Origin of the sequence: Solibacillus sp. NPDC093137, assembly GCF_050280445.1 — a bacterium.
Lineage (GTDB): Bacteria > Bacillota > Bacilli > Bacillales_A > Planococcaceae > Solibacillus > Solibacillus isronensis_B.
The window spans coordinates 88,522-108,621 of sequence record NZ_JBNNVH010000002.1 but is presented as its reverse complement, the minus strand read 5'-3'; the positions used below and the strand labels follow the sequence as shown (position 1 = coordinate 108,621).

17 protein-coding genes are annotated in these 20,100 nt (G+C 40.4%); 3 read left to right on the top strand and 14 right to left on the bottom strand.

The genetic code is table 11. The annotated features are described in order from the left end of the window. Nucleotides 1–132: 132 nt before the first annotated feature. The 14 genes from ACQKN3_RS12330 to ACQKN3_RS12265 all read right to left on the bottom strand — a co-directional run bounded on the left by ACQKN3_RS12330 (nt 133) and on the right by ACQKN3_RS12265 (nt 15,706). Nucleotides 133–1,611, bottom strand: coding sequence for a class I adenylate-forming enzyme family protein (locus tag ACQKN3_RS12330; RefSeq protein WP_427711824.1), 1,479 nt, complete (start codon nt 1,609–1,611; stop codon nt 133–135). Nucleotides 1,612–1,626: 15 nt separating this feature from the next. Further along, nucleotides 1,627–2,358, bottom strand: coding sequence for a 3-oxoacyl-ACP reductase FabG (gene fabG / locus ACQKN3_RS12325; protein WP_427711822.1), 732 nt, complete (start codon nt 2,356–2,358; stop codon nt 1,627–1,629). Nucleotides 2,359–2,374: 16 nt separating this feature from the next. After that, a complete protein-coding gene (locus ACQKN3_RS12320) occupies nt 2,375–3,274 on the bottom strand; it encodes an alpha/beta fold hydrolase (protein ID WP_427711820.1) in 900 nt (299 codons plus the stop codon). A gap of 1 nt (nt 3,275) precedes the next feature. Beyond that, complete coding sequence (locus tag ACQKN3_RS12315) at nt 3,276–4,280, bottom strand: 3-oxoacyl-ACP synthase (protein ID WP_427711818.1); 1,005 nt, start codon at nt 4,278–4,280, stop codon at nt 3,276–3,278. Then, nucleotides 4,277–5,302: a branched-chain amino acid ABC transporter permease gene (locus ACQKN3_RS12310; RefSeq protein ID WP_427711816.1), complete on the bottom strand. Its 1,026-nt coding sequence runs from the start codon at nt 5,300–5,302 to the stop codon at nt 4,277–4,279. The genes ACQKN3_RS12315 and ACQKN3_RS12310 overlap by 4 nt, the downstream gene beginning before the upstream one ends. A 4-nt stretch (nt 5,303–5,306) precedes the next feature. After that, on the bottom strand, nt 5,307–6,170 hold the full coding sequence (locus tag ACQKN3_RS12305; RefSeq protein WP_191701282.1) for a branched-chain amino acid ABC transporter permease: 864 nt from the start codon (nt 6,168–6,170) through the stop codon (nt 5,307–5,309). 13 nt (nt 6,171–6,183) lie between these two features. Then, complete coding sequence (locus tag ACQKN3_RS12300; RefSeq protein ID WP_427711814.1) at nt 6,184–6,891, bottom strand: ABC transporter ATP-binding protein; 708 nt, start codon at nt 6,889–6,891, stop codon at nt 6,184–6,186. Further along, nucleotides 6,884–7,642, bottom strand: coding sequence for an ABC transporter ATP-binding protein (locus ACQKN3_RS12295; RefSeq protein ID WP_251690534.1), 759 nt, complete (start codon nt 7,640–7,642; stop codon nt 6,884–6,886). Before ACQKN3_RS12295 ends, ACQKN3_RS12300 begins: the two co-directional genes overlap by 8 nt. Before the next feature lie 94 nt (nt 7,643–7,736). After that, a complete protein-coding gene (locus ACQKN3_RS12290) occupies nt 7,737–8,990 on the bottom strand; it encodes a substrate-binding domain-containing protein (RefSeq protein ID WP_251690533.1) in 1,254 nt (417 codons plus the stop codon). 352 nt (nt 8,991–9,342) lie between these two features. Then, nucleotides 9,343–12,474: a BTAD domain-containing putative transcriptional regulator gene (locus ACQKN3_RS12285; RefSeq protein ID WP_427711811.1), complete on the bottom strand. Its 3,132-nt coding sequence runs from the start codon at nt 12,472–12,474 to the stop codon at nt 9,343–9,345. 165 nt (nt 12,475–12,639) lie between these two features. Further along, nucleotides 12,640–12,822 (bottom strand): amino acid transporter, encoded by a 183-nt coding sequence (locus ACQKN3_RS12280; RefSeq protein ID WP_427711809.1) that lies wholly within the window; start codon nt 12,820–12,822, stop codon nt 12,640–12,642. Nucleotides 12,823–13,286: 464 nt separating this feature from the next. Then, on the bottom strand, nt 13,287–13,964 hold the full coding sequence (locus ACQKN3_RS12275; protein WP_427711807.1) for a GNAT family N-acetyltransferase: 678 nt from the start codon (nt 13,962–13,964) through the stop codon (nt 13,287–13,289). Continuing rightward, complete coding sequence (locus tag ACQKN3_RS12270) at nt 13,965–15,074, bottom strand: mandelate racemase/muconate lactonizing enzyme family protein (protein ID WP_427711805.1); 1,110 nt, start codon at nt 15,072–15,074, stop codon at nt 13,965–13,967. 20 nt (nt 15,075–15,094) lie between these two features. Further along, on the bottom strand, nt 15,095–15,706 hold the full coding sequence (locus ACQKN3_RS12265; RefSeq protein ID WP_427711803.1) for a flavin reductase family protein: 612 nt from the start codon (nt 15,704–15,706) through the stop codon (nt 15,095–15,097). Nucleotides 15,707–16,514: 808 nt separating this feature from the next. Between ACQKN3_RS12265 and ACQKN3_RS12260 the strand changes: the two genes are divergently transcribed. The 3 genes from ACQKN3_RS12260 to ACQKN3_RS12250 all read left to right on the top strand — a co-directional run bounded on the left by ACQKN3_RS12260 (nt 16,515) and on the right by ACQKN3_RS12250 (nt 20,076). Beyond that, a complete protein-coding gene (locus ACQKN3_RS12260) occupies nt 16,515–17,789 on the top strand; it encodes an L-lactate MFS transporter (RefSeq protein ID WP_251690527.1) in 1,275 nt (424 codons plus the stop codon). 149 nt (nt 17,790–17,938) lie between these two features. Further along, the gene (locus ACQKN3_RS12255) at nt 17,939–19,123 is read left to right on the top strand and encodes a YbfB/YjiJ family MFS transporter (RefSeq protein ID WP_427711801.1); all 1,185 of its coding nucleotides are present in this window, start codon (nt 17,939–17,941) and stop codon (nt 19,121–19,123) included. A 119-nt stretch (nt 19,124–19,242) separates the two neighbouring features. Then, a complete protein-coding gene (locus ACQKN3_RS12250) occupies nt 19,243–20,076 on the top strand; it encodes a MerR family transcriptional regulator (protein ID WP_251690525.1) in 834 nt (277 codons plus the stop codon). The last annotated feature ends 24 nt before the right edge of the window (nt 20,077–20,100 follow it).

The window sequence follows — 20,100 nt, the reverse complement described above, 5'->3', positions numbered from 1 at the left end:
TTTAACACTTCTGCATTATAAAGGAGCTATATGAACTTCATATAAACTTTCCGGTAAATCAATTCAATACAAAAGACCAAAATGTCCAATTTCCAACATTTTGGTCTTTTAACTATCGGGTGCATACACTTTCTATTCCGTTATTAATACACAATTCATTAGCTGCTTTTTATCAATTTTACCAACGACGGTTTTCGGAAGTTCCTGCAGAAAGTAGATTTGCTTCGGTACTTTGTAATTGGCGAGATGTTCTTTACAGTACTTTAAAAGCTTCGATTGAATTTGTTCGGAGGGATGTTCAGAAATTACAAACGCTACAACACATTCGCCCCATTTTTCATTTGGAATACCTATAACCGAAACTTCCTGCACGGCTTCATGGGCGATTAAACATTGTTCGACTTCTTGCGGATATACATTTTCTCCGCCCGTTATAATCATTTCCTTTTTCCGTCCGACAATATAATAATCGCCGTCTTCATCAAACTTCGCTAAGTCACCTGTCTTTAACCAGCCATCCTCAAATGTCTCGGTTGTGGCCTCTTCATTTTTCCAGTAGTGCGTAAAAACATGGCTGCCTTTTAAGCAAAGTTCGCCAACTTCCCCCTCTGCACATCGCTGACCTTCTTTATTGATAACTTTTACTTCGTTGAACAGCATACTTTTTCCGATTGCACCCTTTTTGTTCATCGCTATTTCTGCATCGATATAAAAGTTATTCGGACCTGCTTCAGTTAACCCGTACCCTTCTTTAAAAAACAGCCCTCTTTTTTTAAAACATTCATATATAGGTTTCGGACAAGGTGCGCCTCCCGATAAAAATACCTTCACTGTCGGGAAACTGGACTGTTTAAAATACTCCGTTTCAATAATCGACTGATACATTGTCGGTACAAACAATGAAACTGTCGTGTTAAATTCATTAATGGCCCGAACTGCTCTTTCCGGATCAAATTTTTGGCCGATTACTACTGTTCCGCCTGCCATTAAAATCGGCAATGCAAGTGCATTAATTCCTCCTGTATGAAAAAGGGGCATATAATTCAGCGTGCAGTCCTTTTCGTTTAACCCCCAGCTAATGACAGTATTCATCGCATTCGTAGTGACAGCTTCGTATGACAGGACAACACCTTTTGGTTTACCGGTCGTTCCCCCGGTGTAAATAATCATCCATGGAAGCTGAGGTTCATCACGCCACTTATATGTAGTAGGCTCAACTAATTCAGAGCTACCGCATGTTAAAAGTTTGGCTGGCGAAAGCTGCATTGCGCGTTCACAATGCGTATCATCCGTAATTAATAAAGCGGGTGTGCAATCGGATAAAACCACCTGTAATTCGGATATAGATAATTTTGTATTCAACGGAACATAGATCAATTCGTTTAAGCGACAAGCAATTAAAATGGCAAAGCTTTCAATTGAACTTTCCATCAACGTTACAACACGATCTCCCCGCTGCAACTGCTGTTTGGAAAAAGTGCTGCTCCATCCATACGCATGCTGCATCAGCTCTTTATATGTCCACGTCTCACCTGTTTCTATTTGAATTAAAGCCGTTTTATCCGGTGTTTGGCCCGCTCGTTTCGCAATCCAAAAGTCCAGCTGTTGCATTAGCCATCCCACCTTCTACATCATAATGCCGCCATCAACTTGCAGAACATGACCTGTAATATAACTTGCTTCATCCGATGCAAGAAATAAATAAGCATTTGCGATATCTTCCGGTTTCCCTAATCGCTGCAAACTTGTAATGCCCTCCATTTGCTGGAGCACTTTTTCCGGCATTTTTTCGACCATTGGCGTTGCGGTAAATCCAGGAGCAACAGCATTTACATTGATCCCTTTACGTCCGAGTTCCTTTGCCCAAGTTTTTGTCATCCCAATAATGGCCGCTTTTGTTGCGGCATAGTTTGTTTGACCAAAATTACCGTATACACCACTTACCGATGAAGTACTGATAATTTTCCCTGACCCTTGTGCGATCATATGAGGAGCTACTGCTTGTGTGCAGTAGTAAACACCATTTAAGTTAATTTGAATGACCTTTTCAAAATCCTCCTCACTCATTTTTACAAGCGTTGCGTCACGGGTAATCCCAGCATTATTTATTAAAATATCGATTTTGCCGAAACGATCAACAACTTGTTCAACCATTTCCTTTACGTCAGCCAGTTTCGATACATCAACTGCAAAGAAAGCGACATTCTCCCCCAGCTCTGCTTCAATTTTTTCGCCTTGTTGTTTGTCATAGTCTACGATGGCTACTCTTGCACCTTCTTCTAAAAAACGCTTTACCGCTGCAAGGCCAATACCGCCCGCACCACCTGTAATAATTGCTACTTTATTTTCTAAACGCATATAGCCCCGACCCCTTTTAAGATAAGATAAATTCCTCGATTGCTTCTTTCGTTTCATCCAAACAATCGACTAGCGGTGAGTGTCCGCAGTTTGCCAGTTTCATAATTTGTGCACGGCCTTCAAAATCCTCGATAATTTCGGTTGTCATCGCCCCATTCACTACAAAATCACGGTCACCGTATAAAACAAATGTCGGAATGTGAATATCCTTCACTTGATTCGTTCCCTTTGCGACTTCATTATCAACTGCACTTATATTAAATGTATTTAATGCATGGTACACATCCGCCAAATTCTGCTGTGTCAGCATGTCATCCACATATTGTTCATAGCGTGCTTCGTCCGGCTGCTTCTGCGTATAAATAGCACTGTTCCATACAAACTTCAGCCCTTCACGGTTTTTCGTGTCATACATTTGCTGCATTGGGATTGTTTTGACAGGGTCCTGCTCAATTTGCTCGATTGTCGCCAAGCGCTTTGTAAGATCCGGCGTACCTTCCGCATTTGAACTATAAAATGGATAACCTCGTGTTGAACCGGAAGCAAATAAAACGAGCTTTTTACTGTAGCCCGGGTAATCTGCACAAAACTGCATCGCCACATTACCGCCTGTCGACCAGCCAATAATCGTAAAATCCTTTAACTCAAGCGCATCAACGAAAAGCTTAATATCACCGCTGAAGTCTTTGATCGATGTAATTCGTTTATTGTACGTGGATTTGCCAAAGCCGCGCATATCTACCGCATAAATTGTGAATCGCTCATCCATTGATTCCATCAGTAAATCCCAATGCTTCGAACTTGTCATATTGCCATGAACTAATAGAACAAGTTCATCGCCGCCTTCTCGCTTCCGATATGATAAAGTTTCACCATTTAATAATTCCACTTTTGCTAAAACGTCCAGCTTATTCATATTAAGCCCCCCACTTTACTGTAATAGCACCCCATGCGTATCCTATGCCTGCACTCACTAATGAAACAATTTGCCCTTCCTGCAGTTTCCCTTCCTTACGCGCGAGGCAAAGAGATAAAATCTGATCGATTTGCCCGATATGTCCGTAATGCGATAAATAAATAGAACGCTCTTCTGAGAGACCGAGCTCTTTTAATACGTAGTCATGTGCAGACTTTTTCATATGGAGCATCGCAACATAATGTAAATTATTATCGCTATATCCACTTTTCTGCAGCGATTGGCGAATTACCTTTAAAAAATTGCTTAATGATTTCTGCTCCAAACGAAGCTTCATGCCTTCAGGATCAAGAACATCCAATATATAGCGACCTTCCTGAATATGGTCAACCGTTAGCGGTTCCTTTGTGCCCCCTACTGGAACAACGACATCTTCCGAAAATGAGCCGTCTGTAATAAGCGATGCCTCCAGTACTTCATGTCCGCCCGCATTTTTCTGCAAAATCATCGCACCTGCACCTGCACCTAAATTGAACATAAAACGGGTCCGCTCATTTTCATAATCGATAAAATCATGGTTGCGGTACCCGCCAGCCAAAAGCACGGTCTTGACGGAATCATCCGCCAGCATTAAGCTTTTTGCTACTTTCATCGCCATAATTGCCGTACCGCATCGAAGCTGGACATCAAATGCCCAAGCGTTCACCGCACCGATTTCTTCCTGAATTTTTATCGCAGCCGTCCATAACGGGTACTCTTTATGCTCTTCCCCGATATAAATTACGACATCAATATCTTTTGCATCCACTTGCGCTTCGGAAATGGCTTCCTTCGCCGCTTTCACACTCATTTCAACCGGATGGTCATTTGGACCGGCAACCACTTTTTCAACAATGCCCATTTTCGTCTCAACTACAGCCGTTGGAATATTTGCTTTTTCCGCAATTTGGGCACCGGTCATTCTTCCTTCAGGTAAATACATTCCTAATCCCGTTATTCCGATCATCGCTGTATCTCCTTTTCACGAAGCTTTACAGATGCCTTTGTTTTTTGGCCCTTTTTCATCTTCCACTCATGGTAACGCATCGAAATTGTACCTACGATGCCTCGCGGGAAGAATATTACAGCTAAAATGTACAGAATACCGAAGAAGATAATCCATCGTTCAAAAATAGGATAGTCTCTTGCAAGACCCGATAAATAATGCTGGGCAAACTCAATGACACCTGCCCCGATGATCGGCCCGATTAACGTTCCAACTCCTCCGATAATCGTCATCATCAATGCATCGAGTGTAATGTCCATTGTCAGAACGCTCGTATTGACAAAGCGCAACGATATCGCGTAAAGCGAACCTGCCAAACTTGCAACAGCACCCGCAATAACAGAAGCGATGATTTTATAACCTAGCGTTTTAAACCCGAGCGATCGTGTACGTTGCTCGTTTTCACGAATTGCAACAAGGACTTTCCCGAATGGTGATGCAACAATTCGTTTCAGTAAAATGAAAATCACAACTAGGCAAATGAGCACTAAAAAGTAAAAGTACAGTCGTTCACGGAACAGTTCCGGTGCTCGGAAAGTAAACCCGTCATTCCCTTTCGTAACGGTACGCCATTTTTCCGCCAACACTAAGAACAATCCTGAAATCGCTAATGTAAACATGGCATAAAAGTGACTTTTCAACCGGAGCGTCAATGCGCCGCTTATTACACTAATAATGGCGGATAGCACAATACCGACTACAATCGAAGCAGCAAAAATACCGATGGACGGACCATAATCGCTCAGCATAATCGCTGTCGTATACGCACCAATTCCAAAAAACATCGCGTGACCGAATGAGATAATACCCGTGTAACCTAGTAAAATATCGTAACTCATCGCAAGTATTGCAAAAATACAAAACTGCGTTAATAAAATTGTCATCGTTCGAGAATCCAGTACAAACGGTAATACGGCCATGATTCCAACTACGACTGCATATACTAAATTTGTTTTCGATAAAATTAATGGCTGTTTTAACATAGAATCACCCCTTCGCAACTGTGAATAAGCCTTGTGGACGGAAAATCAGGACACTTGCCATTAAAATCATATTGACCGCAACGGATAGAAACGGCACATAATACGCCATAAAGCTTCCGGCAAGCCCTACTAAAATCGCTGCCATCAATGAACCTTGGAAACTTCCCATTCCACCGATGACTACAACGATAAATCCTAAAATCGCATATTCCATTCCCATTTCCGCATACACAACCCCTGAATACGGAGCCATCAGCATTCCGCCCAACGCCGCCAATGCTGCACCGCACATAAAGACAAGTAAAAATACGCGCTTAATGTTGATACCTAATGCCTGTGTCATTTCCCGGTTCATAACACCAGCCCGAACAACCAATCCGATTTTCGTCCGGTTTAAAATGAAATACAGAACACCAAATAAAGCAAAACCTACAACGATAATAAAAATCCGGTATTTAATAATCGTTAAATCGCCAATTTGCCAGCTGCCTGCCAAGTAAGAAGGAACTTTAACAGGTACACCGTTTGGACCGAAAACGACTTTAATCATTTCCTGAAGCACGAGCATGAACCCGAGCGTAATTAAAATTTGCTGTACGTGATTTCCGTAAACCGGCTTAATAATAAGCTTTTCCGTAATAAATCCAAGAACTAGACCTGTGAGAATCGCTACAACAATTCCGACTATAAAACTGTTGCTCCATAAATAGGTGAATACCCCTGTATAGGCACCCCATACGAACAGTCCGCCATGCGCAAAGTTCAGCACATCCATTAACCCGAATATAAGCGTCAATCCGGCTGCCAGTAAGAAAATAAGCATTCCTGTCGCTAGTCCATTTATCGTTAAACTGATTATTAGTTCCATCCGTTTCCCCTCCTTATCCGATCCCTAAATATTTACGCTTAAGCTGTTCGTCTTCGATTAAGCCTTGCATTTCTCCTGATTGCACAGTCCGCCCGTCATCAATCAATGTAAATGTATCGCCGATTTTACTCGCCATCATAAAGTTCTGTTCGACAAGTACAATCGATGTATGCTTTTTCATTTCATTAATAGCTTCCATTACTTTCTCGATAACAATTGGCGCAAGACCTTTGGATGGTTCATCGATTAAAAGCAGCTTGCTGTCATTGACAAAAGCCCTTGCCATCGCAAGCATTTGCTTTTGACCACCCGATAAATTGCCGCCTTGCTTTTTCCAGAACTTTTTCAAATCCGGGAATAACTCTAAAATGTACGCCTGCTTTTGCATCGTTACGTCCGTTTCTTTTCGGATCGCCACTTTCATGTTTTCCTCTACTGTCAGCTGTCCGAAAATGCCTTGATCTTCCGGCACATAGCCAATACCACTATTCGCAATATCATAAGGCGTCATTTTTGTAATATCTTTCCCGTCGAAATGAATTGCCCCTTTCGATGCCGGTGTTAAACCCATGATCGTTCGAAGTGTCGTCGTTTTTCCTGCGCCATTCCGCCCAAGTAAAACCGATACTTCTCCCGCTTTTGCTTCAAAGTTGATGCCTTGCAAAATATGATATTGTGAAATAAATGTCTCCACACGCTCCAGCGTTAAAATATTATTCATATGCAAGGCCTCCTAAATACGCTTGTTGTACCGTTTCATTGTTCATAATTTCCTCAGGTGACCCGTCAGCTAACAACGCACCGTTGAACAGCACCATAATCGAATCGGACAAGTCGATAATCATATCCATTTTGTGCTCGATCAATAAAATCGTTTTATCGCCGCGCTCCTTAATCGAACGAATCACATCCAATATTGCAGGTACTTCTTCCAATGACATGCCGGCAGTCGGCTCATCCAATAGTAAAATTTCAGTATCAAGTGCCAGTAACATTCCGATTTCCAGTTTTCTTTTTTCACCGTGTGAAAGCTGATTCGCCACTTGATGCATTTTGTCGGTTAATAACACTTGTTCCAAAATCTCAACCGCTTCATTCGTAATCTCTTTATATTTCAAAAAATGATTGAGCATATGGAATCGCACTTTGCGTTTCGACTGCACAGCAAGGCGTACATTTTCCAGCACCGTTAAATTTGGGAACACATTTGTAATTTGAAATGACCTTCCAATTCCTAATCGCGTCCGGTCCACCGATGACTTTTTTCGAAGCGATTGACCTTTAAAAAATACATCCCCTTCAGTCGGCTCCAGCTCGCCGCTAATTAAATTGAAGAATGTTGTTTTTCCCGCACCGTTTGGCCCAATAATGGATTTAAAATGCTTTGCTGTCATTTCAAAATTAATGCTGTCCACCGCTTTATGCTCGCCGAATTTAATCGATAAGTTGTTCGTTTTTAAAATCGGTTCCATCATCTCACCCTCTCGTTTTTCATTTACATGGTGATCCTTATAACAAAAGGCTGTCTTGAAAGTTCAACACTTTTTAGACAGCCTCACTTATTTACTAGTTTAAAATAGGAGGTTCCGTTTCTTCTGGAAGTAATTCGCGCAGTAATACTGGTACCGGATAATCAAATTCCGCTACTTTTTCAAGACGGATTGCGTACATTGTCTGTAATGCCTGGTGGTCTTCTTCACGGAAAGTCATCGTTCCTTTAGGTGTTTCAAATGACATACCTTCCATTAATGGTATTAACGTATTTCCGTCCGCATCTCCACCTGATTGTTTCAGTGCTTCTACAATTGCAACTGCCGCTGTAAATCCGCCTGGTGTAAATAGATCTGGCACTTCACCATTGAATCGTGCCTTATGTTCCTCTACTAACCAATCATTCACTTCATTATTCGGTAGTGTATGGTGGTAAACAGAGAATCCTTCCATGCCTACTAATGGCTCCATAAATTGAAGTGCAATAATGTCCGGTGCACCAGTTGAAATTTTAATCCCTTTTTCTTGCAGTTTTAAATCCGCAATCTGGTTCCAAGGAGAGTTTGCCCCTGCCCATACTACGAATAAGAAGTCCGGTTTCGCATCAATAATTTTTTGCAAGTTTGATGTAAAGTCTGTTGCAGCAGGGTCTGCATATTCTTCTAGGACAAGTTCAGCACCTAATCCTTCAGCTGCTGCCTTAAATGCAGATACACCATCCCAACCGAATGAATAATCCGGTGCGAACGTTGCAATTTTTACACCTTCTCCAGCAATTGCCGCTGCTGCTGCGTATGCATCCTGTGAAGAGTTACGCGCCGTTCTGAAAATGTAAGGGTTAAACTCTGAACCTGTAATACTGTCCGCTACTGCTGGTTCTACAATCATAATTTTCTCGTATTCTTCTGCTAGTGGAAGTACTGCCAATGTGTCACCTGAACTTGATGAACCAACTAAAAAGTCAACCGCGTCATCCTCTAAAAGCTTCGTTGCCTTTTGAACGGCTACTTCGGGTTTCGTTTCTGTATCTTCCCAAACGATTTCGATTTTACGGCCTTCCACTTCCATCGTGCCGTCCGTCGCATATTCAAGACCTAATTCGAATCCGTTTTTCGTTTGCTTACCGTATGATTCAAGAGCTCCCGTTAACGATGCAAGTACACCGACTTTTATCGGAGTAGTTGATGCAGCTGTTTCCGTTGTTCCGCTCTCACCTTGCTCAGCTGAATTTGTAGTTGATGAATCATCGCTGTCTGTTGAATCACTGTTACATGCAACCAATAAGAAAATCGATAATACCGCAAAAATTAACCATAAACGCTTTTTCATTCAATGTCCCTCCTAGCAAAATTTTCAGCATAGCTATCTGCTTAACCGTAATGTAACATCGCGAAGTTACAAATGAGTTACATTGGATGAGTGGGACTATCGAGGAGCGCGAATTGCTAAAGATTTGTTCTAATAAAAATTAATTCGTTCTAATATAATTGCGATTTCTAATATTTCTTGCGGTTGTTCTAATAGCACATCTAGATGTTCGAATATCAGTTCTCAATCTTTCAATATCCCACCGACTTTTTCTAATAACCCGCTCCATTTTTCTAATAAACAGCGTTGATCCTCCTGGACCCAAATAAAAAAGCTATGTTGAATGGCATCTTCAACATAGCTCTCAATTTATTTACATTTTCAACACAAGCTCATACAGTCGTTCGGTCGGTTCCATTGGTGTGATTTTATATTGGTCGTCCAGTACATCTACACAGCGCTCATAATATTTGATTGCTTCCCGGCGGTTCCCTAAATAGTAATGGGCAAGCATGAGCAACCGGTAGCCCTCTTCATGACCGTCATCAAGAGCAATAATTCGGTCTGCCCACCGAATCACTTTTTCAAACTGCTGCAGGCGAACGTAATTTTGGGCGACACGCTCTAAAATGAGCAGTATTTGTTCATTATATTGTGCCTGAATAGGTTCCAGCCATTCCCGTTCCATGTCAGAACAGAACGGGCCATCCACAAGCCGCATCGCCAGCTTCAACCATTCATTTGAAAGCTTGGCGGTCTTTTCTTCCAATCCGCGATGCACATAATACATAAAGTGGGCAACGTCACTATGAATCCAGCGTTCTTCCAATTTATATAAATGCTGATGGCGTTTAATAAAATTGCTTTCCTCACGTGCTGATCTTGTCGGCTCCAACGTTTTTAACATCGCATTAAAAACAACTTTAAAATCACGTTGCATCGCTTCTTCATCCTGCTGCCAGATCGCATCGCAAATTTGCTGGCGTGATACAAACTGCTCGCGGTGAATATATAAATACAAAAACAGTTCCTTCGCCTTCAAACGCTTCCACTCTTTATCCTGAATCATTTCATTCTCACGGAAAATTTGTACAGGACCAAATAATGTCAATGATAGCTCCGTACTTGGCGCTGCATTTAAATTTAACTGACTAAATACGAGCGTCTCCTGCTGCAGCTCTTTTGCGAGTTGGATAAATACGATTAAATAGCGCGGTCCGAAAAGGGTTTTCTTCTCCATGAAAAACGGATAGTCATTCACACATAAATCCCAAAAGCGACGATGATATGTTAATGCATGTTCTTGATCATTTAATTTGGCAAAACAATACGCCAGCCAAAAGAAACATATCATCTGACCGTACGTATCTTCACTGCGTTCATAATAGGATAATGCCTGTTTTGCCGTATCAATCGCTTCTTCAAAAAGGCTGTTTTCTGCCAACACTTTCGTCAATGCCGTCAACAGCAGTGCCGACATCCAGAAATCCTGCACTTTATTTGTTTCCCTCAGTCCGATTTGTGCATGGCGTTTCGCCTCAAACACATTATCGCGGTGGTACAAAATAAGTCCCATGTAACACTCGGCAGTAATACGTTTTACATGAATGAGATTGAGGAGCTCAAGCGTCTCATCAAAACAGCCTTTCGCACGTTCAAAATCTTTCATCTCCATATTTAACAGCGCCAGTCCTTTACGCAACTTTGTCAGCGCAAGTGTATATGGCATATCAACGAGCGCTTCTTTTCCGCCTTCTATTATTCGGCTATAGGCTTGCGTATTTTCACCCATTAATACATCGATCAAAACGAGCAGTAAATCGGTCGTTCGGTGTGCTTCTTCCCACTGGAATGGCTTTGACACACGCGCATTCAGCAACTCTTTCGCTTTATTCAGCTGACCGTGGCGCAAATAAAGACGCGCATCGATATTATTAATACTTAGCTGCAGGTTTTGCGACTGGCTCCAGCGCAGCGCCTCCCCCGCTTTCCCTAAATTAATCAGATTTTCGGTATACAAACTATTAATAAGATGGCGTTCTGTATCATTCACATCTACTTCGTTCAATAAGCTGATAGCCTGCTGCAGATGATGTTCCGCAAAAACCGGCTGAAGAGTATCCAAATAAATATTGGCCAGCCCAAACTGCGAGCGCATTAAAAACAACCGGTCCTGCTGCAGCTGCGCTTTTATAAAGCATTCATTGTACGCATTTTTTGCCCGTTCATATTGCGCACGGTAACGCTGGCATTCCCCTTCATAATAAAGAAGCTGATAAGGTTTTTCTTCAATCGCAAAATCTTTCAGCCGTTCCAGTAAAAATTCAAACTGCCCTGCTTCAATAAACTGTGGTGCAAATTGCATCAGTAACTCGATATAGTACCGGTTATTTTTCAGCTGGGTTGCATGGGTAACAGCTAATACACCTAAATTATGATTGGCATAATACCGGGCTGCCTGTTTATGGAATTCTTCATGCATATCCGGATAGTATTCGCTAAGCCTTTGCTGCAAAAACTGTTGGAACAGTGCATGGAACCGGTATTTTGTTCCTCCTGCCAATGGTGTTATAAACGCAAGATCATCCAACTTCGGCTTCACTTGCTGGATCCATTCCACCCCGTACAATTCCGTAATGACATCAAGGGAAATCACTTGATGAATGCCAAGCTTTAAAAGCTGAAGCTGCAGTTGTTCGTCCAGCCTATCGAATACTTCCGCGGAAAGGTAGGCAAAAAAATTCCCGACCGAACCTTCCGCGATATCGATGAGCTGTTCCTGACTATATTTCGCTTTATAGCCAAGCAGCATGATCGCCATCGCCCAGCCTTCAGTCATTTGCATAATAAATTCGCTTTGTTCGTCCGTTATTTGCCGGTCAAAAAAAGCTTCAAATAAATATTGAACATCTTCTTCCGCAAAAGTAAATTCCGGCTCTAAACACTCGATCAGCTGATTATTCATACGAAGCGTCAACAAACAGCTCCATTCCGGCATTTTCCTCGTCGCGACAATGATATGGAGGTTGGCAGGTAAAAATTGAAGCAGCTGATTCATAATGTAATTGATCGGAAATACGTGCGACACATGGTGATAATCGTCCAGTACAATTAAAAAAGGATCTTTTATATAGTGCAGCTCATTGGCGATTTGTTTTGAAAGCTGCAGTAACTCTTCCATATTATGAAACTTTAACGTCTCATCCCAACCTTTTAATTTTTCGCCGAACGATGGGAAATGCTGCTGAATACTATAGATAAAATGACGTAAAAACGGAAATATTGAGTCATCATCCGGCGTAATCTGATACCAGGAGGATTTTGTTTTTTGATCGTTTAAAAATTGACTAATAAGCGATGTTTTCCCGTAACCTGCGCTACTATGTAAAATGGTACACTTTGCATGCGGCCAATCCGAAAGCTTTTTCATTAACTTTGCTCTTCTTAAATAGTTATTGACTGGTGTCGGAGGTATAAGTTTCGAGACAAAAATATGTTGCTCCATGCTTCCCACCCCATCTGTAATTAATTACAAACATATTATCATAAAGCAGAAAATTATTCTTTAAAATACAGAATTTATATAAAACGCGACTAATATATAGTATATTAATCTTTCATGTTGAATATTATAACTATTTAAGTAAAAGAAAAAATCCTCTATGTTACACTAGAGAATTTTGTCCAACAGCATTAATAGGATTATTAAAGTAGTAGCGATTGCCATGAAACCGAAGAAAAAATAGCCAATTAATCGAATCGGCTTGGGCATTTGCTTCATCTTATAGGAAGTTGGGGTACCGACATGCTTTTGATAGTGCTCATCGGCATCGTTGAACGGTTTTTTCTCCATCAAATCACCCTCTCTTTTTTAATATGTACTATTCTTCAGTACAGAAAGTTTCAAAGAATGTTAGAAATTTAAAACTTCGTTGCTCAGCCAATTATGTATGAAAACCTGTATGAAAACTAATTATATAAATAGTCATTTTATAGAAATGAAAGCGAAACCAATGCCTATAAATATAGATTTCATGGTGTTCTTTGCCACTTTTCTAAGTTGATGTACTTTAAAAAAGTACTTTACTTAATTTTCTGAATATTTTATAATTATAAAAAGGAGTTGATACACATGCCAAACTATACTTACATTGCATCTGACGAAAATGACGTATCTTACCTATACGAAGATAACAGTGATTGTTACGATCTGGATTGCTTTGACGACAATGATATTTAAAGGAGTATTCATACGACATGGACGGAATTAAATCGATAAAGGATGTGGCGAATAACTGATTATCGCCACATCCTTTATTATTTTACATATTGAATAAACCAGTCTGCCCCATCCGCTCTCATCGATATACCGATGAAGCCTGATTTTAGAAGTTGCTGCTGTGCCTCCGTATTATCCATTGAGACAAATTGCTCTTCAGTCCACTCATACGCCTTATAAGGAAGTGATTTCTTAAATACATAGCGCAGTTTCCCGCCATACTTCAGTTTCAATGCTGCAATATGCATATGTTGCGAAAACTTGTCCTTTAAACTTGCGATATTGCCCGGCATGACCGTCGCACAAACGGTATTAAATTTCGATTCATCCACTTGCTGCATAATGATGTCTGCCATCGTACGCTGCAAACGATAACCACGATAACCCGGATGAACATTGGAAATTTCCTGATACAGTACTTTCCGCAATTCATCCTCTGTTTTCAAGCCAATATCATAGCCTAAATGTTCTTCATCAATCATTGGTTCCAGCAATGCTCGAAAGGCGATTAATTTACCTTCAATGAAGACCCCGATCATCAGTCCGTTCCCGCTTAAAATAAAGCTCAGCTCTTCATTATCGAGCGGCTGTAATATAGCTTTGTCCGGCAGTGCATCGACTACTTCCTGCTGCAAAGTGATTAATTCCGAAATATGTGTTTCATCCAATAAATACACTTCATATCGTTCATTTCCTAAAAATCCTGACGCAATCATTTACTGCACCACACTATGGTCACGTGTTAATTCTGCCAGAACCGCTTCGTCCACATCGACACCTAAACCTGCACGTTCATTCAACTGAATATACGGGACATTATATTGAAGGTTTCCGATATCTTTTGAGAATTTTAACGGTCCTGTTAATTCCACACTCGTAAATACTTTGTTCGAAAAGGCAACATGGAAACCTGCCGCCGAACCGACCGAAGACTCGACCATTGAACCGATTTGACATTCAATCCCTGCCATTTCCGCCATATGTGCTAGCTTCATTGCAGGATACATTCCCCCGCATTTCATCAATTTAATATTTACCTTGTCCGCTGCACGCTTTGCAATAATTTCGCGCATTTCACGCACACCGCGTAAACCTTCATCAATCATGACAGGAATCGATGTTTTCGATTTAATTTCAACCATGCCATCAATATCATCCGCACGTACCGGTTGTTCCAGCCAGTCGATATTCAATTGTTCCAGCTCGCGAACTGCTTGCATCGTTGTTGAACTGTTTACCCAGCCTTGGTTGACATCAACACGAATCGCAATTTCATTCCCGACACGTTCACGTACTGCTTTAATGCGGGCAACATCACTCGCTACATCGCGTCCGACTTTCATTTTGAATGAGTTGTATCCCATTTCTACACGTTCTGCAGCTTCATTTGCCATCTTTTCAGGTGTTCCGATGCTTAACACATGTGTAATCGGGAACTTCTCATAATAACGCCCGCCTGTTAACTGATAGGCAGGTACTCCAAGTTTTTTCCCTGCCAGATCAAAGCATGCGATATCAATTGCCGCTTTGGCAGCTGGCGCACTATAGATGAGCGCGTCCATTTTGGCATGGATCTTTTCAAAATTCATCGGGTTTTCCCCGATCATCGCCGGTGCCAATGTATGTTTCAATACAGCATAAGTGCCTTCCAATGTTTCACCTGTCACATGTTCATCCGGAACTGCCTCACCCCAGCCGACTAAACCGCATTGTGATGTCATCTTTACAATAATGGACGGCATGTTCGGATATGTTCCGTAGCTTACGATAAACGGTTCAATTAATGGTAATTCAATATTAAATAATTCAATTGTTTTGATTTGCATTCTTCGTTGTTCTCCTTTTATTAAAGCGGGCGTTTAATTGTGAATTGCTCACCGATTTTTGCATAGTCATTTCCAGCAAGACGACTGATTGCGCCAAGTCCTACCGGATCAATTCGGCCTTCTTCATACAGAGTTTCTTCTATATGATAGTACACGACTTTTCCGATGATCAGGTCGCAGCCTGCAGTTTCATCATCGCCGCCAAGTTCCAGTGCTTTTTCAAGGACACATTCCAGTCGGACTTTCGCTTCCTTTACACCCGGAACATCGATTTTTTCACTCTTTACTAATGACAGACCTGCAACTGCTATCTCACTTTCATCCGGTGGTAAGTTTGCAGCTGTTTTATTTACTTGTTCTACATTTTCAGTATCAACAATATGGACAACAAATTGCTCTTTTGCACGAATATTTCTTGCAGTATCTTTTGGCTCCCCTTTTTTCCGTTGGATACTTACCGAAATCATCGGAGGATTTGAAGAAACGATATTGAAAAAACTAAATGGCGCTGCGTTCACAACCCCATCTTCAGATATCGATGTAACAAAGGCAATTGGTCTTGGAATGATGGAACCTATCAGAAATTTATAATTTTCACGTTCTGATATTTGTTTTGGATCAATTTTCTTCATAAAAACTAGCCTCTTTTCTTATCACTAATTTGACTTTAGAGAACTGATTGCAACACGTCAAATAGTTTTTCTGCATTTTAATTTAGGACAAATACTTTTATACATATTTAATTCGTTCCATATTTTGTGTGATTTAAAGGCTGTTTTAATAGGCTTTTTCAAGGTTATTGAAACAAAATCCCTCTACCTCCTCCTAGATATTTTTCTTTTTCAATCAAAATTCTTCAGCGAAACTTCAAATATTTCCTATTCAACTAACTGTTATAAACAGTTTCGCCATTCTATAAGGAAAGTATAAAAACAGGTCTATTTAGATTAAAAACTTTAGCAAAAACGTTGATTTATCAGTGCATAAAGCTATTTATGAGGTTTTTTATGTGTATTAGTAACTGTTATATTATGAGTTCAAAAGTATTTTCCAATAATCCGTTTCGAACATTTAAGAGAAATTACTTGCACAACTAAGTATTTTTAGTTATTTAAATAGAATTTATTACAGTTTACAATATTATCCTACCCTCAACATATTGCTATATTAAACTAATACTTCACCACCGGCAAAACCTTGATTTATCAACGTTAAAGCGCTTTTTTACCATCAAAAAATAATTGCCTTAAGTACAATTTTATTACCCAAAAGAGAAATATATGTTTTTTCGAGATAATATATTTTGTGAAATTCTACTTGCACAACATAATAAGTTAATGTTAAGTTAATGTACATGGACGTTCATACTTTAGACATAACTACTTCAAGTAGAGAAATGTCGTATAACTGATATTTATTTTCGTGTGAGGGGGAAATTTTTTGAAAAAGAATCGTTGGTTAATTGCTGCATCAGCAATCGCTATTCACCTTTCAATCGGTGGAGCTTATGCATATAGCGTGTATAAAAATCCAATTGCTGAAGAGCTTGGGTGGGATGCATCGCAAATTACAATCGCGTTTACAATTATGATGGGGTTAGCAGGTTTTGCTGCCGCACTATTTGGTAGTACAGTAGAGAAATTAGGACCGAGAAAAGCAGCGATGGTTGCCGCAGTACTCTTTGGTTTAGGTCAAGGTGGCGCAGGGATCGCAATCGCTATGGATTCGGTTGTTTTATATTGGTTAACTTACGGACTGTTAAGTGGACTTGGGATGGGTATTGGTTATATCGCTCCAGTATCTACACTTGTTAAATGGTTCCCTAATCGTCGAGGTCTGGCGACAGGTATGGCAGTATTAGGATTCGGGTCTGGTGCATTAATTACCGCACCGGTAGCTGTAAACTTAATGGAGTCTTTCGGTATTTCAAACACTTACTTTATTTTAGGTATTAGCTATTTTGTATTAATGATGATTGGTGCACTTTATATCGCTCCGCCTAAACCGGGCGAAGTAGAAGAAGCAATTGCATCAGGAAAAGCAAAAACAACTGAAATTGCACAAATGTCTGCACGTGAAGCTGTACGTACAAAGCAGTTCTGGATGCTTTGGGCAATGCATTTAATTAATGTTACATCTGGTTTAATGTTAATTTCTGTTGCTTCCCCAATGGCGCAGGAAATTGCAGGTTTATCTGTAGCTGCAGCTGCAGCAATGGTTGGATTAATGGGCTTATTTAATGGTGGCGGTCGCTTACTTTGGGCAGCTGGATCAGATTATATCGGGCGTTCTAACGTATTCGTTATTTTCTTCACGATTCAATTAATTGCCTTTATTACACTACCATTCACTACAAACGCCATTCTATTACAATTGTTCATATTCTTAGTAGTTAGTTGTTATGGCGGTGGTTTCTCGAATTTACCAGCGTTTGCAAGTGATTTATTCGGTACGAAACAACTTGGTGTTATTCACGGATATTTATTAACAACTTGGTCACTTGGTGGTATTTTCGGTCCACTAATCGCATCAACTGTTTATGAAGCTGCAAATAGCTATGTACCATTGTTTTACTTATTCAGTTTCTTAATTGCAATTTCATTAGGAATTTCTTTATTAATGCGCTCGAATGTCAACAAAATGAAAAAACAACGCGCAAAAGAAGAAGCAAGTACAAAACACAAAGGGAAACAGGGAGAACCTGTTCATTCATAAGGGGATTATATAGAGATGAAACGAAGGTATCCAACTTTCGCTTCATCTCTTTTCTTTCTTCTCTTAGTTTTACGGGTATTTTCTCTATTACTCTTGAATTTAAGAGTGTTACAATTACTGTAAGGGTTGTTTTTCCAGGGGGGATGTTCATGAACCGTCAACATTTCAGTGTTATTTTAGGGGGCATTTTATTTTTAGCTGTTGCAATGGGGATTAGCCGATTTGCTTTCACACCGATTTTACCGTTCATGCGTGTAGATGAAAACTTATCGTTTGCACAAGGCGGTTGGCTCGCATCAAGCAATTATATCGGATATTTCATCGGAGCTTTAGGTGCCGGCTTTGTTTACAAGTCAAAAAAGAACTTCCTATTAATTAATGTATTTCTGAATGTGTTCTCAATCATTTTAATGGGATTGGTTGAATCTTATTTAATTTGGATAGTGTTACGTTTTATCGCCGGCTTAACGAGTGGCTTCATATTTGTTCTTACATCAAGCATCGTGATGGATTATTTAGCAGCAAATTTATTAACCCGCTGGAGCGGCTATTTGTTTAGCGGAGTCGGATTGGGTATCGCGTTATCAGGACTTTTCGTACCATTTTTTGAAGCGAGCTTTAATTGGCAAGGATCCTGGCTTGGTCTTGGCGCATTATCTGTCCTATTTTTAGCAACGACAATCTTTTTATGGCGACAATTAAGCGTTGCGAATCATATAAAGGAACCAAAGTCTGCGGACAACAATATTTGGCGCGGGTTTATGCCATGGCTGATTATTGCATACGGCTTGGAAGGACTAGGTTATATTATTACAGGTACTTTTTTAGTCGACATTATTTATAATATTGAATCATTGCGTGCCTATGCCGGATATAGTTGGGTACTTGCTGGGCTGGCTGCTATTCCGTCAGCACCGATCTGGATGAAGTGCATGTCCCGTTTTTCACCTGTTTCGATGATGACTACCGCCTATTCCTTGCAGATTATCGGCATTCTGCTTCCTGTTTTATCACAATCGGCATGGAGCGTACTATTGTCGGCGATGTCATTTGGTTTTACGTTTGTCGGACTCGTAACGATGTCGACTGCCTATTCCAGACAACTGTTTCCAAAGCAAAGCAACTATGTCGTATCAATACTGACTACGTTCTATGCTATTGGACAAATTATCGGACCGGTCATTGCATCTCGTCTGGAAACTCATTTCCGTACGTTTAAAGCCCCCCTGCTGTTTGCAGGAGGTACCGTTACACTCGCGCTTGTACTGTTACTCGTCGGGTATTTCTACAGCAGGAAAAGCCCTGTTCATCTAGCTGCGGATATAAAATATTGAACCTCAATCACATCTCATGAAATTATGGAGATGTGATTTTTTCGGTTTTCCAAAATAATTTACCCCTATCCCCCATTAATGTTAAGATACCGATAACATTGTACTTCGGAGGACATCCTATGGAAGAAAAACATTATTCAATCGGTGAAGTTTCCAAACTGACGAATATCTCTATTCAAACATTACGCTACTACGATCAGATCGGCTTATTCAAACCTTCCTATGTCGATCCTAAAACAAATTACCGCTACTACAAAGACTCACAATTTTATCATTTGGATATTATTAAATCATTGAAATATATCGGTGTCTCATTGGAGGAAATTAAAGCGGCGCAACAGTTTACCCCTGCCGAACTTCTCTCCTTTTTGCAACAGCAGGAAAGTGTCATTGAACAGCAAATGAACCGTATGTACGAAATTCAGCAGTCCTTATATAAAACGAAAAGGCAGATGGAAGAACAGCTGGCGATCGATGTAATGGATACAGTCTATTTCAAAAATGAAGAATCCGTCCGTATTTTATCGATTAAAACAAATGAACTGACGCCGTACTATATTCCAAATACGTACTACAGTTCCTTAATTAAAACATTGGAAGTTGAAAACAGCTTGCTGAGCAATCGTTATGGATGTATTTTTCCTTACGAGCAATACGACAGTCTGGATGAGCTGCATTACAGCCATGTTTTCACACCGCTGATTACAGATAGGTATATTACCCATTTAACAACAGATATGGACGTGAAAACGATACCTGCAGGACGCTACGTATGCATTGCGTTTATTTTTGAAAGGGACACTTATTTAACCCAATACCAAAAACTTTATCATTATATAAAAGAGCAGCATATACAGGTTGTTCCGGTTGTCTATGAAATCTTCATGCCTCTTAACTATTCTCCAAACGAAGAAGATCAATTCATCGTGGAATTAAAGATTAAGCTGCTTTAACTAATTTTTACAATTATTTAAAAC

Bases quoted from the DNA above. Each gene is read 5' to 3' on its own strand.
- ACQKN3_RS12265 (WP_427711803.1), bottom strand. From the start codon at position 15,706: ATGAAGAAAATTGATCCAAAACAAATATCAGAACGTGAAAATTATAAA.
- ACQKN3_RS12285 (WP_427711811.1), bottom strand. From the start codon at position 12,474: ATGGAGCAACATATTTTTGTCTCGAAACTTATACCTCCGACACCAGTC.
- ACQKN3_RS12280 (WP_427711809.1), bottom strand. From the start codon at position 12,822: ATGGAGAAAAAACCGTTCAACGATGCCGATGAGCACTATCAAAAGCAT.
- ACQKN3_RS12290 (WP_251690533.1), bottom strand. From the start codon at position 8,990: ATGAAAAAGCGTTTATGGTTAATTTTTGCGGTATTATCGATTTTCTTA.
- ACQKN3_RS12255 (WP_427711801.1), top strand. From the start codon at position 17,939: ATGAACCGTCAACATTTCAGTGTTATTTTAGGGGGCATTTTATTTTTA.
- fabG (WP_427711822.1), bottom strand. From the start codon at position 2,358: ATGCGTTTAGAAAATAAAGTAGCAATTATTACAGGTGGTGCGGGCGGT.
- ACQKN3_RS12275 (WP_427711807.1), bottom strand. From the start codon at position 13,964: ATGATTGCGTCAGGATTTTTAGGAAATGAACGATATGAAGTGTATTTA.
- ACQKN3_RS12295 (WP_251690534.1), bottom strand. From the start codon at position 7,642: ATGGAACCGATTTTAAAAACGAACAACTTATCGATTAAATTCGGCGAG.
- ACQKN3_RS12250 (WP_251690525.1), top strand. From the start codon at position 19,243: ATGGAAGAAAAACATTATTCAATCGGTGAAGTTTCCAAACTGACGAAT.
- ACQKN3_RS12270 (WP_427711805.1), bottom strand. From the start codon at position 15,074: ATGCAAATCAAAACAATTGAATTATTTAATATTGAATTACCATTAATT.
- ACQKN3_RS12320 (WP_427711820.1), bottom strand. From the start codon at position 3,274: ATGAATAAGCTGGACGTTTTAGCAAAAGTGGAATTATTAAATGGTGAA.
- ACQKN3_RS12310 (WP_427711816.1), bottom strand. From the start codon at position 5,302: ATGTTAAAACAGCCATTAATTTTATCGAAAACAAATTTAGTATATGCA.
- ACQKN3_RS12315 (WP_427711818.1), bottom strand. From the start codon at position 4,280: ATGATCGGAATAACGGGATTAGGAATGTATTTACCTGAAGGAAGAATG.
- ACQKN3_RS12300 (WP_427711814.1), bottom strand. From the start codon at position 6,891: ATGAATAATATTTTAACGCTGGAGCGTGTGGAGACATTTATTTCACAA.
- ACQKN3_RS12305 (WP_191701282.1), bottom strand. From the start codon at position 6,170: ATGGAACTAATAATCAGTTTAACGATAAATGGACTAGCGACAGGAATG.
- ACQKN3_RS12330 (WP_427711824.1), bottom strand. From the start codon at position 1,611: ATGCAACAGCTGGACTTTTGGATTGCGAAACGAGCGGGCCAAACACCG.